This is a genomic window from Kluyvera sp. CRP (assembly GCF_019930565.1).
GTDB lineage: Bacteria > Pseudomonadota > Gammaproteobacteria > Enterobacterales > Enterobacteriaceae > Kluyvera > Kluyvera georgiana_A.
In genome coordinates this window covers 3,769,758-3,785,734 of record NZ_CP082841.1, presented here as the reverse complement: position 1 = coordinate 3,785,734, position 15,977 = coordinate 3,769,758, and the positions used below count along the sequence as shown (strand labels likewise).

The 15,977-nt window shown below is 53.6% G+C and carries 16 protein-coding genes; 9 read left to right on the top strand and 7 right to left on the bottom strand.

Annotated elements, in window-relative coordinates; translation table 11 throughout:
- Positions 1-75 precede the first annotated feature (75 nt).
- Complete coding sequence (bioD, locus tag K7B04_RS17930) at positions 76-771, top strand: dethiobiotin synthase (RefSeq protein ID WP_163446517.1); 696 nt, start codon at positions 76-78, stop codon at positions 769-771.
- Here the strand turns inward: bioD and clcB are convergent.
- The 5 genes from clcB to ynfE are packed head-to-tail and all read right to left on the bottom strand — an operon-like array spanning position 724 to position 6,618.
- Positions 724-2,019, bottom strand: a complete 1,296-nt coding sequence (clcB, locus tag K7B04_RS17925) for a voltage-gated ClC-type chloride channel ClcB (RefSeq protein WP_163446426.1) — start codon at positions 2,017-2,019, stop codon at positions 724-726. The two genes, bioD and clcB, sit on opposite strands and share 48 nt — an antisense overlap.
- Before the next feature lie 14 nt (positions 2,020-2,033).
- Entirely contained in the window at positions 2,034-2,648 is a 615-nt protein-coding gene (dmsD, locus tag K7B04_RS17920) for a Tat proofreading chaperone DmsD (RefSeq protein ID WP_223802667.1), read from the bottom strand.
- A gap of 47 nt (positions 2,649-2,695) precedes the next feature.
- Positions 2,696-3,553 carry a dimethyl sulfoxide reductase anchor subunit family protein gene (locus K7B04_RS17915; RefSeq protein ID WP_223802666.1) on the bottom strand — a complete coding sequence of 286 codons (858 nt, stop codon included), beginning with the start codon at positions 3,551-3,553 and terminating at the stop codon, positions 2,696-2,698.
- Position 3,554: 1 nt separating this feature from the next.
- On the bottom strand, positions 3,555-4,172 hold the full coding sequence (locus K7B04_RS17910) for a DMSO/selenate family reductase complex B subunit (RefSeq protein WP_223802665.1): 618 nt from the start codon (positions 4,170-4,172) through the stop codon (positions 3,555-3,557).
- 10 nt (positions 4,173-4,182) lie between these two features.
- Positions 4,183-6,618 (bottom strand): selenate/tellurate reductase subunit YnfE, encoded by a 2,436-nt coding sequence (ynfE, locus tag K7B04_RS17905; protein WP_223802664.1) that lies wholly within the window; start codon positions 6,616-6,618, stop codon positions 4,183-4,185.
- A 265-nt stretch (positions 6,619-6,883) separates the two neighbouring features.
- Here ynfE and K7B04_RS17900 point away from each other — a divergent pair, with 265 nt between their 5' ends.
- Positions 6,884-7,285: a dTDP-glucose pyrophosphorylase gene (locus K7B04_RS17900; protein WP_163446421.1), complete on the top strand. Its 402-nt coding sequence runs from the start codon at positions 6,884-6,886 to the stop codon at positions 7,283-7,285.
- 32 nt (positions 7,286-7,317) lie between these two features.
- Here the strand turns inward: K7B04_RS17900 and K7B04_RS17895 are convergent, their stop codons facing one another.
- Positions 7,318-7,572 (bottom strand): DUF1161 domain-containing protein, encoded by a 255-nt coding sequence (locus tag K7B04_RS17895; RefSeq protein WP_163446420.1) that lies wholly within the window; start codon positions 7,570-7,572, stop codon positions 7,318-7,320.
- 103 nt (positions 7,573-7,675) lie between these two features.
- On the opposite strand from K7B04_RS17895, the gene K7B04_RS17890 reads away from it, so the two are divergent.
- On the top strand, positions 7,676-8,386 hold the full coding sequence (locus tag K7B04_RS17890) for a YnfC family lipoprotein (protein ID WP_223802663.1): 711 nt from the start codon (positions 7,676-7,678) through the stop codon (positions 8,384-8,386).
- A gap of 49 nt (positions 8,387-8,435) precedes the next feature.
- Here K7B04_RS17890 and K7B04_RS17885 read toward each other — a convergent pair whose 3' ends face one another.
- Entirely contained in the window at positions 8,436-8,777 is a 342-nt protein-coding gene (locus K7B04_RS17885) for a DUF1283 family protein (RefSeq protein WP_163446418.1), read from the bottom strand.
- Positions 8,778-8,927: 150 nt separating this feature from the next.
- On the opposite strand from K7B04_RS17885, the gene K7B04_RS17880 reads away from it, so the two are divergent.
- From K7B04_RS17880 to K7B04_RS17855, 6 genes are all read left to right on the top strand, one after another.
- Positions 8,928-9,254: a YnfA family protein gene (locus K7B04_RS17880; protein WP_223802662.1), complete on the top strand. Its 327-nt coding sequence runs from the start codon at positions 8,928-8,930 to the stop codon at positions 9,252-9,254.
- Between the two features lie 194 nt (positions 9,255-9,448).
- Positions 9,449-10,663, top strand: a complete 1,215-nt coding sequence (rspA, locus tag K7B04_RS17875; RefSeq protein WP_223802661.1) for a starvation-sensing protein RspA — start codon at positions 9,449-9,451, stop codon at positions 10,661-10,663.
- A gap of 47 nt (positions 10,664-10,710) precedes the next feature.
- Complete coding sequence (uxaC, locus tag K7B04_RS17870) at positions 10,711-12,117, top strand: glucuronate isomerase (protein WP_223802660.1); 1,407 nt, start codon at positions 10,711-10,713, stop codon at positions 12,115-12,117.
- A 26-nt stretch (positions 12,118-12,143) separates the two neighbouring features.
- Positions 12,144-13,685: an MFS transporter gene (locus K7B04_RS17865; RefSeq protein WP_223802659.1), complete on the top strand. Its 1,542-nt coding sequence runs from the start codon at positions 12,144-12,146 to the stop codon at positions 13,683-13,685.
- Positions 13,686-13,853: 168 nt separating this feature from the next.
- A complete protein-coding gene (locus K7B04_RS17860; protein ID WP_223802658.1) occupies positions 13,854-15,314 on the top strand; it encodes a mannitol dehydrogenase family protein in 1,461 nt (486 codons plus the stop codon).
- 211 nt (positions 15,315-15,525) lie between these two features.
- Entirely contained in the window at positions 15,526-15,954 is a 429-nt protein-coding gene (locus K7B04_RS17855) for a universal stress protein (RefSeq protein ID WP_163446413.1), read from the top strand.
- Positions 15,955-15,977: the final 23 nt, after the last annotated feature.

The window sequence follows — 15,977 nt, the reverse complement described above, 5'->3', positions numbered from 1 at the left end:
TCACGTAAACTTTCACCCCGTTGAATTATTCATTGTCTTGATATTCTATCGGCAAATTTGTGGGGCTAGTTAGTGATGCTAAATCGTTTCTTTATTACTGGAACTGATACTTCTGTCGGCAAGACGGTGGTTTCTCGTGCGCTATTGCAGGCGCTCGCCGCCAGCGGGAAACGGGTGGCAGGCTATAAGCCGGTAGCCAAGGGTAGCAAAGAGACCCCCGAGGGGTTGCGTAACAAAGACGCGTTGGTGCTACAAAGCGTGTCGTCGCTGGCGCTACCTTATGAGGCGATTAACCCTATCGCGCTGAGTGAAGAAGAGAGCAGCGTTGCACACAGCTGTCCGATTAACTACACGCTGTTGTCCGACGGACTGGCGAATCTGAGCCGCCAGGTTGATAACGTCGTCGTGGAAGGCACGGGCGGCTGGCGCAGCCTGATGAACGATTTGCGGCCGCTTTCTGAATGGGTAGTGCAGGAACAGCTGCCGGTACTCATGGTGGTTGGGATTCAGGAAGGGTGCATCAACCATGCGCTACTGACCGCACAGGCCATCGCCAATGACGGGCTGCCGCTGATTGGTTGGGTCGCCAACCGTATCAACCCAGGTTTGGCGCACTACGCGGAAATTATTGATGTGCTGAGCAAAAAACTGCCCGCACCGCTGATCGGCGAACTGCCGTATCTGCCGCGTGCGGAACAGCGCGAGCTCAGCCAGTATGTTGATTTAGCGATGCTCCGTAACGTGCTGACGGTAGATAGAATTCTGGCGTAAGGTGCGCGATAGCACTGAGGCTAACACGCAGGCAATCAGCAAGCCGGGCAGCAGCATATACTGCCCGGTCATTTCACAAATCATCAGCGTCGACATGATTGGCGCATGCGTTGTTGCCGCCAGCAGGGTGGCCATTCCGGTAATTCCCAACAATATCGCGATGCTCTCGTGACCGGGAAATCCCAGACTCCATGTATTAGCAAACAAAATCCCCACTCCCAGACCAATAAATAGCGTAGGGGTAAACACGCCACCGGGCGCGCCTGAACCGCTACTGGCGAGAATGGCGAGCAGTTTGCACAGGAAGATCCCGGCGATGAGGGTCAGGGTGGGCGGTGCCAGCAGGAAAGCTTGCACCACGCTATACCCATTGCCCCATACGGCAGGGGTTAACAGCGATAATACCCCGACGATTAACCCGCCAAGGGCCAGTTGCCATGGTGGAGACAACTTCAACGCCAGGAAACCGCGATGAGTTGTATCCATTAACCACATCAGCAGCGGACCACCGAGGCCGCACAGAAGACCGGTGGCGAGCATCAGCACATAATGCGTGGCAGTGAGCGTGGGTAAGGCCTCGACGCGATAAAGCAGCTCCGCGCCGCCGTTCATCGCCTGCGTGGTAAGCAGGGCAGCAACCGCTGAAATCACCACGGGTCCGAGCGAGGCGAGCATCAGCGTGCCAAAGAGGATCTCGGCAATAAACAGGCTGCCGGCCAACGGTGCGTGGTAGGCACTGGCCATCCCCGCGGCGGCCCCGCAGGCGATCCACAGTTTCCACTCCGCTTTTGGCGTAAAGCGTTGGGCAAAAAATGAAGCCGCCAGCGCAGCCAGTAAAATCATCGCTCCTTCCCGGCCAATCGCGCTGCCGCTGGCCACGACCAGCAGAGAAGCGGTTGATTTGACAAGGCTGGAGCCGGTGTCGAACTTGCCTTCGTCGCTTTCCAGGGCCTCCATGTAGTCTGTTGGCGCATGAGGGCGCTGACGCGTATAACGTTGCCAGCCCCACAGTAGGGTTCCCGCCGCCAGGCCTCCGAGCGCCGGGGTGATAAGGCGTCGCCACCAAATCAGCCCCTCCGCCGCGTTGACCAGACTGCCGCTGTCATTGCTTAAAAATAACCACTCCAGCAGGTACATGGCGTGACGAAACAGGGCTACCGCCAGCGCCGCGAGGACGCCAATGACAATAGCCAGCAGCAGGCGACGTAACATCGCCTGAATATCGGGATAGGAATGAAGACGCTGCATATGAGGCGAAACGCTTAGCGATACAGTTTTTTATCGGCAACGGGGATCAGTAGCTGTGACTGCCACTGGGCGAGGGTGTTCTGCGCTAATTCCGCCAGGGCCTTGAAGAAGGGGTGATTGGCTTTGGCGACAAATTCACTCAGGAAGCGCGGTGCCCATGGCAACAGGTGCCAGGCCAGCAGCTGGTCGCAGGCTTCCTGACGATCGTTTTCAACCAGCCAGGCCGCCAGCATCAGCAGGGTGCCGAAATGATCTTCCGGTTCATTTTGCGCAACGTCGAAGGCGATCTGGTTTTCGCGCATCCACTGGCGCAGCGCCAGAGTCGAATCGCCAAACAGGACATTTTCACGATCTAACCAGACGGACCCCCACGGCGGTGACGGGAGGGCCGACGGGCCAATAAACAGCCGCTGCCAGGCTTCCGCCAGCGATTCGTCGCAGGGAGCGGCAAAAGCGGCGGACAGTGCGTCGGCGTTGGCTACCGGGTATGGCCATTGTGCGGCCCATTCGCCGTCACGAAATGCGGCAACCAACGGCTCGGCAAGCGCGCTGTCCGGTGCGAAGTAAAACAGTGCTCCCAATACGCGAGCAGAAAAAGCTAAGGCGTCGTTGTGCTGAACGTCATTCATTACTGCAATTCCTTAAAGAGGCGCGGGCCAGTTCCCGCGCCGATAGATTACCCGGCAATCGCCATGCCGACGGTCATATGCAGGCCATAGAACAGCCCGCGGCCGATCAATTCTCCCACTATCATCAGAATCAGACCGATGGTCAGTCCGAGCGCCGTAGGTGGAACCCGGCGCAGCAGCGGGCAGATCCAGCAGCCTAATCCGGCAGCCAGTAGAATAAAGCGCCCAACCTGCCATGTGCCCCAGTCTGGCAGCAGCGCATTCGCCTGCTGTACGGAACTGTGGATGAAGCCCAGATCGCTGGTCTGTAAAACCACCACCGCCAGGCTTGCCAGCAAGGCCAGCACGCTTAATGCTGCGAAGAATTTGCCGTTAAACGGCACCTTCGCCAGCTTCAACAGCAGAGCGGCAAACATCGGCCCGGTGAGCAGCATAGTCAGGAAAAACGCGGCTGTCGTGTAACCATTATACCAGGTTGGTACGGTATCTATCTGATAAACACGCGTCATTGCCCAGACAAATACCAGACCCAGCAGCATGCTGACGATAAGCCAGATACGCCCCAGCGCCTGCGGCATTTTACCGAGCACTGAGAGCAGCCACCAGAATCCGCCCACGGCGAAGAAAAGGGAACCACTCGCGATTTCATTGCTCAGCGCAGAAGCGCCGACCCGGTTGAGCGAATTAAACGCCCGCAGCGGTGAGCCGAGATGCAGTACCGACGCAAAAAAGGCTATCCCCATGATGACCCACAGGAAGAACATACTCAGTACGATGCGCCGCTGGTCGGCCGCTTCTTGACGTGCCGCCAGCCAGCCCATGCCGCTAATAATGGTCGCCCCCGCCACACATTGCCCCAGTACCGTAAACAGCACCAGTGGCCATTCATGCCATCCGTTGCCCATCTCACACCTCCTTCGGATTGGCCAGGTAGCCAGTGGTATCGCCGCACGGACGTGCATTGGCGTTCGGTTTAATCACAATGCTTGGTTTGGTGAAGTGCGCCGACGGCAGCGGCGCAACAGCCGCCAGTTGGCCGTACTTCTGGCGCAGTTCTTCAATCGGCCCAAAGTCCAGCGCGCGCAGCGGGCAGGATTCCACACAGATTGGTTTTTTGCCTTCCGCCACGCGCTCATGGCAGCCATCGCACTTGGTCATGTGGCCTTTGGCCGCGTTGTATTGCGGCGCGCCGTATGGGCAGGCCATGTGGCAGTAACGGCAGCCGATGCAGACATCTTCGTTAACGACCACAAAACCGTCTTCACGTTTGTGCATCGCGCCGCTCGGGCACACTTTGGTACAGGCCGGATCTTCGCAATGGTTACAGGCAATCGACAGGTAGTAGGCAAAGACATTCTGGTTCCAGACGCCGTTGTCCTCCTGCCACTCGCCGCCCGCGTATTCGTAAATACGGCGGAAGCTGACGTCCGGGGTTAAGTCTTTGTAATCTTTACACGCCAGCTCGCAGGTTTTACAACCGGTGCAGCGTGCCGAGTCAATAAAAAATCCGTATTGAGTACTCATTAGCTAGTCCTTATACCTTCTCGATCTCAACCAGATTGGTGTGCTGCGGGTTGCCTTTCGCCAGCGGTGAAGGGCGGTGAGTGGTCAGTGTGTTGATACAGGAACCGTGGTCGATGCGGTCGCCGTCCATCTGCGCGTCGTGCCAGGCTCCCTGGCCCATCGCTGACACGCCCGGCATGATACGCGGTGTGACTTTTGCGGGTATCCGCACCTCGCCGCGGCCATTGAATACTCGCACCATATCGCCGTTCTGAATGCCGCGTTTCTGCGCGTCAATCGGGTTGAGCCACACTTCCTGGCGACAGGCGGCCTTCAGCACATCGACGTTGCCATAGCTGGAGTGCGTGCGGGCTTTATAGTGGAAGCCGAACAGCTGGAGCGGGAATTTGTCGCGCATCGGATCGTCCCAACCCTCAAAGGTCGAGGCATAGACGGGCAACGGGCTGATGGTTTCATCTTTCTCCAGCTGCCATTTTGCGGCGATGTCCGCCAGACGGCTGGAGTAAATTTCTATTTTCCCCGAGGGTGTTTTCAGCGGATGGGCTTGTGGATCGTTGCGGAAATCGCGGTAGGCGACAAAATGGCCGTTCGGATCTTTACGCTTGTAGATGCCCATTTTTTTGAGTTCGTCGTAGCTCGGCAGCGCCGGGTCTTTCGCGCGCATTTTCGCGTACAGATAGTGCAGCCACTCCGCCTGAGTGCGGCCCTCGGTAAATTTCTGATGAACGTCATCACCAAGGCGTTTGGCCACTTCGCTGAGGATCCAGTAAATAGGCTTACGCTCGAACTTCGGCGCGGTTGCGGGCTGGATAAAGATCAGATAACCCATATTACCGGCATAGTCGTTCGGAATGATGTCCTCTTGTTCGACGGTCATCAGGTCAGGCAGCAGGATATCGGCATATTTTGCCGAGGCGGTCATGAAGTTTTCAATTACCACAATCATTTCGCATTTGCTTTCGTCCTGCAAAATCTCATGGGTTTTGTTGATGTCCGAGTGCTGGTTGATGATGGTGTTACCGGCGTAGTTCCAGAAAAACTTAATCGGTACATCCAGCTTCTCTTTGCCGCGCACGCCATCGCGGGTGGCGGTCATCTCCGCGCCGTGGTCGATTGCATCCGTCCAGGTAAAGCAGGAGATGGCGGTTTTTACCGGGTTTTCCAGCACCGGGAAACGTTCAATGGTAATGGTGTAGGTCGACTCACGGGCACCGCTGTTCCCGCCGTTGATACCAACGTTGCCGGTCAGAATGGGCAGCATGGCAATCGCGCGTGCGGAAAGTTCACCGTTGGCCTGACGTTGCGGGCCCCAGCCCTGGCAGATATAGGCCGGTTTGGTGCTGCCGATTTCACGCGCAAGTTTGATAATGCGGTCAGCCGGAATGCCGGTAATGCGTGAGGCCCACTGCGGCGTTTTGGCGATGCCATCATCGCCCAAGCCCTGAATATAGGCCTTGTAGTGGCCGTTGGCGGGCGCGCCTTCCGGCAGCGTTTTTTCGTCGTAACCCACGCAGTACTTATCGAGGAACGGCTGATCAACCAGGTTTTCGTCAATCAATACCCACGCAATACCGGCGACCAGTGCGGCGTCGGTGCCCGGGCGAATCGGGATCCATTCATCTTCACGCCCGGCTGCGGTGTCGGTATAGCGTGGATCGATAACGATCATGCGCGCATTTGAGCGTTCGCGCGCCTGTTCCAGATACCAGGTAATGCCGCCGCCGCTCATACGCGTTTCAGCCGGGTTGTTGCCGAACATCACCACCAGTTTGCTGTTTTCGATATCGGAAGTGCTGTTGCCGTCATTGCTGCCGTAGGTGTAGGGCATTGCGCAGGCTATTTGCGCGGTACTGTAGGTGCCATATTGGTTGAGCGAGCCGCCGTAGCAGTTCATCAGTCGCATGACTGCCGAGCCAGAAGGGGAAGAGCGGGTAATGTTGCCACCAACAATGCCGGAAGAGTAGTTGATGTACACGGCTTCGTTGCCGTAGTCCTTCACGACGCGTTTGAGGTTATCCGCAATAGTATCCAGCGCTTCCTGCCAGCTAATACGCTCAAATTTCCCCTCGCCACGTTTACCAACACGTTTCATCGGGTAGTTCAGTCGGTCCGGGTGATTGATACGACGACGAATGGAACGGCCACGCAGGCAGGCGCGCACCTGGTGATCGCCGTAAATATCATGACCCGTATTGTCGGTCTCAACCCAATAAACTTCATTGTCTTTTACGTGCAAGCACAGCGCGCATCGGCTGCCGCAGTTAACGGAGCAGGCGCCCCAGACCACTTTATCTTCGACCTGAGCGGCCTGCTGCACCGCGGCGGCGGTTGCTCGCAGAGAGAAGGGCAAAGAGAGGCCGCCCGCGGCAAGCGCCAGGGATCCTATCGCCGACGATTTAATAAGGGTACGTCGACTTAGCCCCCCTGGTTTTTCCTGATTAGACATCGCTCACTCCATTATTATTTGATTATTTCGACCTGAAATTAAGAACCGGCTAATGGATGAAAATGATACCTCTCCGGTGGTATACAAGTATTAACCCTGGTCAATTCTGAAGAGATCCGGACGATGAGATTTTGCGGGCGGCATTTGCCAGCAAAGGGAGGGCTGTGCATAATTGTTTTACAACAAAAAAAACGCTATTTACGGTCTTCTGGCGGTATCAGCGACCGGGAATATTGGCCTCATCCTACGCTTATGGAAGAACCCTATGCAGGACATTGCTACGCAAGTTATCCCGATGCCCGAGATTGATACGGTCACGGTTCCTCATAAAGGGGTGAATTTTTTACGCCCCGAAATTTTGCTCGATTTTATTAGCGTGACCAACCAACCGGTTTTAGCGGTAACGCCGCTGGCGGTGCTTTATTCGACGGTTGGCGTGCTACAGCAGACGGAGTTGCGCAAGATTCCGGTGCTGGTTTCCGGACGAGTGGTCTATCCCATTACCTCACAGGCGCTTCCTTGCCTGCACTCAAAACTTACGATCAATACGTCGACGCAAAAGCTGCGCTTCCAGGGGGATCTGGATGCGTTATCGGACGATCGTTCGCTGAAGGATGGGGTGCTGATTGGCGTGGCGCTGGAGTTTATCGTCGAGCAAAAGCCGTAAATGCGGCCGCCTCGTTCAGAGGCGGCAGAACATTATTGAGCGCTATCGGTACGGGTGTAGAGAATTTTAAAGGTATCATTGGCGCAGTGGCCGACCACCTGCGCGCCGGGCTGATCGGCTTGATCGTTAGGGACGACATCAAGCGTAAACGCGCTTTCCGCGACGCCGTTATGGATAATTTTCTGCTGAATGTCGCTGCGAACGCGTTCACAGGAATCCGGTACGGCCGCCAGAGCGGGCATGGCGCCTGTTAGCAGGAGTGCCAGTAACCAGCGTGAAGTTCTCATGTTCGGCTCCTTTTCGTTAGAGACGTAAAAAGTATAGCAGTGCTAGTGTAAACAATTGTATTTCCTAATATGATTGAGAAAACTCCCGAAACAGGATGACGGTGTGAAGAAAGTGATTTTGCTGGTGTCAGTGATGGCTCTGCTCAGTGGTTGTGAGAAGAACGATTCCCCGGCGGCGTTCACGCCGGAAATGGCCAGCTTCTCCAACGAGTTTGATTTTGATCCGCTGCGCGGGCCGGTGAAGGATTTCAGCCAAATGTTGCTCAACCAAAAGGGCGAGGTGGCGAAGCGCGTGAGCGCACAGGTTTCGCCGGAAGGCTGCTTTGATATGCTGGAGTTTCACAATATCGAAGAAGATACCGGCGCGCTGCTGGTGCTTAACGCCAACTACTATCTTGACGGCGTGACGCACGAGAAACGCGTGCGCTTACAGGGAAAATGCCAGTTGGCTGAGTTTCCGTCGGCGGGCGTGACCTGGGAAACCGACGATAACGGTTTTGTGGTGAAGGCGCTGGGGAAAGAGAGCGAAGTTGATTACCGCTACGATGCTGAAGGGTATCCGCTGGGCAAAACGTCGACCGTCAAAGATACCACGCTGTCGATTATCTCAACGCCGTCGCAGGATGCGCGTAAGAAGCTCGATTATACCTCAGTGAGTCTGCTGAATAAGCAGCCTATTGGCAATGTGACGCAGAGCTGTGATTACGACAGCTATGATAACCCGGTGAGCTGTGATTTAGTCATTGTTGACGAAAGCGTGAAACCCGCCACCACCCAACGCTATACGATTAAAAACACGATTGAATATTACTAAAGCTTCACGCAGCTTCATGAAAAAAGGGCGCCAACGGCGCCCTCTTCAATTATGGGTTCAGCGTGCGGCCCGTTGAACGGTCAAGGCAGCGCAGGGTGTTGGGTTCCCAGTAGGCGTTGACGTTCGGGCTTTGCAGACACTTATCGCGGGCGTCGAACGCCACGTCGGCTTTGTCCCACTCTTTTTCCGCGCGCTTATTTACTTTCTGGCGCAGCTGGCGAGTGTCGTTCCACTGCTCTTTGTCCATCGCTGCGTTCTGGCGGCTCTGCGCGCTATCGCCAGATTCAATGATCAGCTTGCTGGTTTCAGCAGACGCAGACGCGGTGTACACGATGGCACCCAGCGCAAGCATTGCCGTCAGGCACAGGCGTTTGCCAAGTGTAATTTTCATTTGCGGGTTCCTTTAACGTGATAAAAACAATGGCTCCTGTTGAGCAGTCTACTACATCTCTTTGGGCTGGCATACCCGCGAAAAGAGTATGGTCGATTGAGGCTTATTTTTACGTATGATAGGCCCACCCTAAGTGAATGATGATTAACGATGATAAAGACGTCGCTGCTATTTTTTGCTACCGCGCTGTGCGAAATTATCGGCTGCTACTTGCCGTGGCTGTGGCTTAAGCGCGGTGAAACGCCGTTGTTACTGCTACCCGCCGGATTGGCGCTGGCGATGTTTGTCTGGCTGTTGACGCTGCATCCGGCCGCCAGTGGGCGTGTGTATGCGGCCTACGGCGGGGTATACATCTTTACCGCACTGCTGTGGCTGCGCGTCGTTGAAGGTGAAAAACTGACGATCTACGACTGGCTTGGCGCGGCGGTCGCGCTATGCGGCATGTTGATTATCGTCGCGGGCTGGGGCAGAGGGTAACATTTCTGCCAGCATCTCCTGTGCCTGGCCTGGTTTGGGCTAAGCACCATTTCTTTGTGATCCCTCATGCATTTGTCTGACTTAATCCCCTTAATTTTGTGATCTTTCTCGGTAATTTTTAATATTTATACTTGTATGGTAGTAGCTCAGGGCGTAAGTTTGCCTCACTAACCGATGAGATGTAAGGATTGAAGATGAAAATTGTGGGTGCTGAGGTTTTTGTAACCTGTCCTGGTCGTAACTTTGTCACGTTGAAAATTACCACCGATAGCGGATTAATCGGCTACGGCGATGCGACGCTGAATGGCCGCGAGCTGTCCGTTGCATCCTATTTAAAAGATCATCTGTGCCCGCAGTTGGTGGGGCGTGATGCGCACCGCATCGAAGATATCTGGCAGTTCTTCTATAAAGGCGCTTACTGGCGTCGCGGCCCGGTCACGATGTCGGCTATCTCCGCCGTCGATATGGCGCTGTGGGACATTAAAGCCAAAGCCGCCAACATGCCGCTGTATCAGCTGCTGGGTGGCGCGTCTCGCGAAGGCGTGATGGTTTACTGTCACACCACCGGCCATACCATTGATGATGTGCTGGAAGATTATGCGCGTCATAAAGAGATGGGCTTCAAAGCGATTCGCGTCCAGTGCGGCGTGCCGGGGATGAAAACCACCTACGGCATGTCGAAAGGAAAGGGGCTGGCCTACGAGCCTGCAACGAAAGGGCAATGGCCGGAAGAGCAACTGTGGTCCACTGAGAAATACCTCGATTTCACGCCGAAGCTGTTCGACGCGGTACGTAACCAGTTCGGCTTCGACGAACATCTGCTGCATGACATGCATCACCGCCTGACGCCGATTGAAGCGGCGCGTTTTGGTAAGAGCATTGAAGATTATCGTCTGTTCTGGATGGAAGATCCGACCCCGGCAGAAAACCAGGAATGTTTCCGTCTGATTCGTCAACACACCGTCACGCCGATCGCCGTGGGTGAAGTGTTCAACAGTATCTGGGACTGCAAACAGCTTATCGAAGAGCAGCTTATTGATTACATCCGTACCACTATCACTCATGCGGGCGGGATCAGCGGCATGCGCCGTATCGCCGACTTTGCTTCGTTGTATCAGGTACGTACGGGTTCACATGGCCCATCGGATCTCTCCCCGGTTTGCATGGCGGCAGCGCTGCACTTCGATCTGTGGGTACCTAACTTCGGCGTGCAGGAATACATGGGTTACTCCGAGCAAATGCTGGAAGTCTTCCCACACAACTGGACCTTTGATAACGGCTATATGCATCCAGGTGATAAACCGGGCTTAGGCATCGAGTTTGATGAAAAACTGGCGGCGAAGTATCCGTATGACCCGGCCTATCTGCCGGTTGCGCGTCTGGAAGATGGCACGCTGTGGAACTGGTAATGACCTTCGATTTTTAAATTAAGCTTTATTTTAACAAGAGAAATAACATGGGCTTCATTAACGATCGTTTTATGATCGATAGTGAAGTCGGTGTTCGGTTATATAAAGATGTAGCTGCACAATTACCGATCATCGACTATCACTGTCATCTTGATGCAAAAGAAATCTACGAAAATAAAAACTTTGATAATATCACTCAACTATGGCTAGCTGGCGACCATTATAAATGGCGCGCAATGCGGGCAAATGGTATTGCCGAGAAATATATCACCGGTGATGCTTCGACGGAGGAAAAATTTAAAGCGTATGCGGAAACAGTTGAGTCTGCTTTTGGCAATCCACTGTATCACTGGACGCATTTAGAACTGAGCCAATATTTTTCCTGTAATGAAATGCTGGGTAGCGATAACTGGCAGGATATTATGCGGCATTGTAATAGCATGATTTCAAGCGAGGAGTTTAAGCCCCGTAGTTTAATTACGCGCTCTAATGTTGAAGTTATTTGCACCACCGATGCGCCGCTGGATTCGCTGGAATATCATCGGTTGTTGCAGCAGGACCCGAGCTTTACCACCAAAGTGCTGCCAACTTTCCGACCGGACGATATTTTTGCCGAGGACGCCAGCGAATTTGCTCTCTTTATCGATAAACTGGCGCAGGTGACAGCGTGCGCAATTGGCAGCTTCAGCGATTTCACCACGGCAATGGCTCAGCGTATTGACGTGTTCCATGAAGTGGGGTGCCGAATCTCAGACCATGGGCCTGTTAGCGTTGAGTATCAGCCCGCTGATGCAGCACGGGTGAATGCGTTGTTTACTCAGAAACGCAATGGCACGGGGTTGAATGAAGAGGAAACCGCGCAGCTCAATAGCGCGATGTTCGTGATGTTAGGGCAGGAGTACAAAAAACGCGGCTGGGCCATGCAAATTCATTTTGGCGCTATCCGTAATAACAACAGCATCATGCGCGAGAAGCTGGGGATTAATACCGGTTTTGATTCTATTACCGACCAGAGCAATCTTGCTGCCGGATTAAATCGCCTGCTCAACGCGATGGCGCAAAATAATGGCCTACCCAAGACCATTCTTTATAATCTGAACGCCAGCTATAACGATATTGTGGCGACAACTATCGCTAATTTTCAATCTGGCGAAGACGGCGTGAAATCGCCCATGCAATTTGGCTCTGGCTGGTGGTTTAACGATACGCGGCGTGGCATGGAGAATCAGCTTAATAGTCTCGCAGATCAGGGGTTATTAATGCATTTTGTCGGCATGCTGACGGATTCACGTAGCCTGGTATCTTATCCTCGCCACGATTATTTCCGTCGTATTCTGTGTAACTTAATTGGTGGTTGGGTTGACCGTGGTGAAGTTCCTGATAATAAGAGGATCTTAACGCGGATGGTTAAAAATATTTGTCACGATAACGCAGTTAATTATTTCAGATTCTAACGTCCTTCCTTACATGAGGGTAGAACATGTCTCGTACTAATAGAAAAATAACAATCCCTGTCAGTATTGGCTATGGCTTAACAGATATTATGGGAGGCGGTGCGTTTACCGTTATTGGCGCCTGGCTCTTATTCTTTTACACGACGTTCGTCGGCTTATCGCCGGTTGAGGCAGCGTCCATCGTCGCCATTGCCCGTATTGTTGATGCCGTGGTGAGTCTGTTTATGGGCAGCTTTACCGATCACTTCTATAAAAACCCGCTGGGCAAGCGTTTTGGACGCCGTCGTTTCTTCCTGCTGGTCGGCGCGCCGCTGATGCTGGTGTATATCCTGCTATGGGTAACCGGAATGAACTTCTGGTTCTATCTGGCGGTATACCTGGCGTTCGAAATCATTGCGGCGGTTGTGCTGATCCCATGGGAAACCCTGCCGTCAGAAATGACCAAGGATTTTAACTCTCGTACCAAGCTATCAACCTGCCGTATGTTCCTTTCGGCCTCAGGCACCTTCCTGGCGACCTTTATTCCGGGTTTATTAATCAGTTATTTTGGCGAACACGATCCGCACGCCTACTTTATCAATGGCGTCGTTTTTGCCGTGTTGTTCATGGTCTGCGTGTTTATTTCCTGGAAAGTAACCTGGGAGCGCGAGTTGACGCCAGAGATGTTGGCGGAGCTGGAACGCGATCGTCGACCACGCTCTTTTGCTGAAAAAATTAGCGCCGTTGGCGGTCTGTTTAAAGAGTATTTTTCAACCTTAAAAGTACGCGCCTTCAGAAAACATCTGGCTATCTATCTGTTCTCTTTTACGGCGAAAGATGTCTATAACACGGTGTTTGTCTTCTTCTGCGTGTACTGTCTGAATGTCTCGCCATCACTGTCCGGCACGCTGTTGTCGATGAGTATCGTCGGTTTGCCGGTCACGCTGCTGGCGGGGGTGGCTATCATCAAGTTTGGCCCATCTCGTCTGTACGTTTTCGCCTATACGCTGATGATGCTGTGCCTGGTGGGACTGTTTATGGTTTACCAGTTCCCAACCGACAATAAAGTCACCATTCTGGTGGTGCTGGCCGCATTGTACCAGGTCGGACGTTGCGTACTGGAATTTACGCCGTGGAACGTATTCCCGTTTATCCCGGATATTGATGAGATGATCACTCGTCAGCGTCGCGAAGGCCTGTTTGCCGCAGTGATGACCTTCTCCCGTAAAACGACGGTGGCGATCGCAACCTTTATTGTGGGCGTGATGCTGCAGGAAGGGGGCTTTGTGAAGGGTAGCCAGGTTCAGCCTGAGAGCGCGGTGAATACCATTGCGATGCTGCTGTTCATTGGTACCGCAGGTCTGCTGCTGATTGCATTGTGGCAGGCGGTGACTTTCCGTCTCAACAAACGCACACACAAAATCTTTGTTGATGAAGTTGAGCGCCTGAAAGCGAAGGGGGCGAAACAAGATGTCACGCCGGAGACGCGTCATATTGTCGAAGATCTGACCGGGTACTCTTATGACGATCTGTGGAATGAACCGCAGCAAGTCGACAAAAAACTGAGCCGACCGGCACAGGTGAACTAACGTCCAGCCGTGACAGCATAGGTAAGAGCGCCGACTTTGCTTATGCTGTCACACAACTTAAAAATCATGTCATACCAATCGCCAATATATTAATGCAAATCAAAATCTCCTCAGATGAACTCGTTAATCTAGTATGGCAATCAACATTCTCTACAGTGAGTCAAAAAGATGCAGAATACGCTATTAACCGCTAAGGCAACTATCCCGACCTACGATCGCAGCAAACTGGTGCCACGTATTGTGCACCTGGGCTTTGGTGCATTCCACCGCGCCCATCAGGCTGTATACGCCGATATCCTCGCCTCAGAACACGGCAGCGATTGGGGTTATACCGAAGTTAACCTGATCGGCGGTGAGCAGCAGATTGCCGACCTGAATCATCAGGACAATTTATACACCGTGGCGGAGATGTCCGCGGATGCATGGACTGCCCGCGTGGTAGGCGTTGTCAAAGAAGCGCTGCATGCGCAGGTCGATGGTCTGGAAACTGTGCTGGCAAAAATGTGCGAGCCGCAGGTGGCGATTGTCTCTTTGACTATCACCGAAAAAGGCTATTGCCACTCTCCGGCAACCGGACAACTGATGCTCGATCATCCTTTCATCGTGGCCGACCTGCAAAACCCGCATCAGCCGAAATCTGCGCCGGGCGTGGTGGTGGAGGCGCTGGCGCGTCGTAAAGCGGCGGGTCTGCCGGCATTCAGCGTGATGTCCTGTGACAACATGCCGGAGAACGGTCACGTCATGCGTAACGTCGTTTGCGCCTATGCGCGCGCCGTCGACGCCGAGCTGGCCGATTGGATCGAAGCACATGTGACGTTCCCGTCCACCATGGTTGACCGTATTGTTCCGGCCGTGACTCCAGAAACACTGGACAAAATTGAACAACTGACCGGTGTTCGCGATCCGGCTGGCGTGGCGTGCGAACCGTTCCGTCAGTGGGTTATTGAAGATAACTTCGTCGCAGGCCGTCCGGCGTGGGAAAAAGCAGGCGCCGAACTGGTGAGCGACGTTATTCCGTTCGAAGAAATGAAACTGCGCATGCTGAACGGCAGCCACTCTTTCCTGGCTTATCTGGGCTACCTGGCGGGCTATCAGCACATCAACGACTGCATGGGCGACGACAACTACCGTCGTGCTGCGCACGACCTGATGCTGAAAGAGCAGGCGCCGACGCTGAAAGTACAGAACGTTGACCTGGCGCGCTATGCCGACCTGCTGATTGAACGCTATACCAACCCGGCGCTGCGCCACCGTACCTGGCAGATCGCGATGGACGGCAGTCAGAAACTGCCTCAGCGTATGCTGGATTCCGTGCGTTGGCACCTGGCGGATAACAGCAGCTTCAAGCTGCTGGCGCTGGGCGTCGCGGGCTGGATGCGCTATGTCGGCGGCGTAGATGAGCAGGGCAATGCCATCGAAGTGTGCGACCCGCTGCTGCCGGTGATTCAGGCTGCGGTACAGCAGAGCGAAGAGGGCGAGTCTCGCGTGAAAGCGCTGCTGGCTATCGAAGCGATCTTCGGTAAAGATCTGCCGCTACAAGGCCAGTTTGTTGATCAGGTGACCAATGCTTACCTGTCACTGCTGAGTAAAGGCGCGAAAGCGACCGTTGCTGAGTTTGCCGCGCTGTAATGAGTCTATTATGCCGCCAGCAATGGCGGCATCTCACTTTTCTTCCCCGCATGACACTTCTTTAAGTTAATTCAAGTCAGTTGAAATAATGGACGATTATTTTCACGCTGAAACTATCAGTTTTGTGAATTAATGCTATATCAATAGGCATAAATATGGCATGGTTATTGCGAAACAAAAAATGGATCCTCTGGAATAAGGAGCTCGGGCTATGTATAAAAAAATTCTCATGCCTGTAGATATTTTTGAAATGGATTTAAGTGATAAGGCTATTCGTCATGCGGTATATCTGGCGGGGGAGTCTGGCGAAATTACGCTGCTGAACGTACTACCAAACAGCAATCGTTCTATTTTGCGCGGTTTTGCTTCGGATATTAAAAAATTCGAAGAATTTATGCAGTCAGAATCGGCAAACAAAATGAAGAGTTTGCGGCGGCTATTTGATATGCCCGCAGAGCGCATACACACCGAAGTTCGCTTTGGTAATATTCGCGATGAAGTACTCGCGTTAAGTAAAACTGGTGAGTACGACGTGATTGTGATTGGTTCCCGTCAGCGCGGGATCACTACCCATCTACTGGGGTCGAACGCGGAATCTATTCTACGTTACGCCAACATTCCGACGATGGTTATCCGATAAAAAAAGGGCCTTCAATTTGAAGG

Coding starts and splice junctions, on each gene's coding strand:
- bioD (WP_163446517.1), top strand. CDS start 76: ATGCTAAATCGTTTCTTTATTACTGGAACTGATACTTCTGTCGGCAAG.
- clcB (WP_163446426.1), bottom strand. CDS start 2,019: ATGCAGCGTCTTCATTCCTATCCCGATATTCAGGCGATGTTACGTCGC.
- dmsD (WP_223802667.1), bottom strand. CDS start 2,648: ATGAATGACGTTCAGCACAACGACGCCTTAGCTTTTTCTGCTCGCGTA.
- K7B04_RS17915 (WP_223802666.1), bottom strand. CDS start 3,553: ATGGGCAACGGATGGCATGAATGGCCACTGGTGCTGTTTACGGTACTG.
- K7B04_RS17910 (WP_223802665.1), bottom strand. CDS start 4,172: ATGAGTACTCAATACGGATTTTTTATTGACTCGGCACGCTGCACCGGT.
- ynfE (WP_223802664.1), bottom strand. CDS start 6,618: ATGTCTAATCAGGAAAAACCAGGGGGGCTAAGTCGACGTACCCTTATT.
- K7B04_RS17900 (WP_163446421.1), top strand. CDS start 6,884: ATGCAGGACATTGCTACGCAAGTTATCCCGATGCCCGAGATTGATACG.
- K7B04_RS17895 (WP_163446420.1), bottom strand. CDS start 7,572: ATGAGAACTTCACGCTGGTTACTGGCACTCCTGCTAACAGGCGCCATG.
- K7B04_RS17885 (WP_163446418.1), bottom strand. CDS start 8,777: ATGAAAATTACACTTGGCAAACGCCTGTGCCTGACGGCAATGCTTGCG.
- K7B04_RS17880 (WP_223802662.1), top strand. CDS start 8,928: ATGATAAAGACGTCGCTGCTATTTTTTGCTACCGCGCTGTGCGAAATT.
- rspA (WP_223802661.1), top strand. CDS start 9,449: ATGAAAATTGTGGGTGCTGAGGTTTTTGTAACCTGTCCTGGTCGTAAC.
- uxaC (WP_223802660.1), top strand. CDS start 10,711: ATGGGCTTCATTAACGATCGTTTTATGATCGATAGTGAAGTCGGTGTT.
- K7B04_RS17865 (WP_223802659.1), top strand. CDS start 12,144: ATGTCTCGTACTAATAGAAAAATAACAATCCCTGTCAGTATTGGCTAT.
- K7B04_RS17860 (WP_223802658.1), top strand. CDS start 13,854: ATGCAGAATACGCTATTAACCGCTAAGGCAACTATCCCGACCTACGAT.
- K7B04_RS17855 (WP_163446413.1), top strand. CDS start 15,526: ATGTATAAAAAAATTCTCATGCCTGTAGATATTTTTGAAATGGATTTA.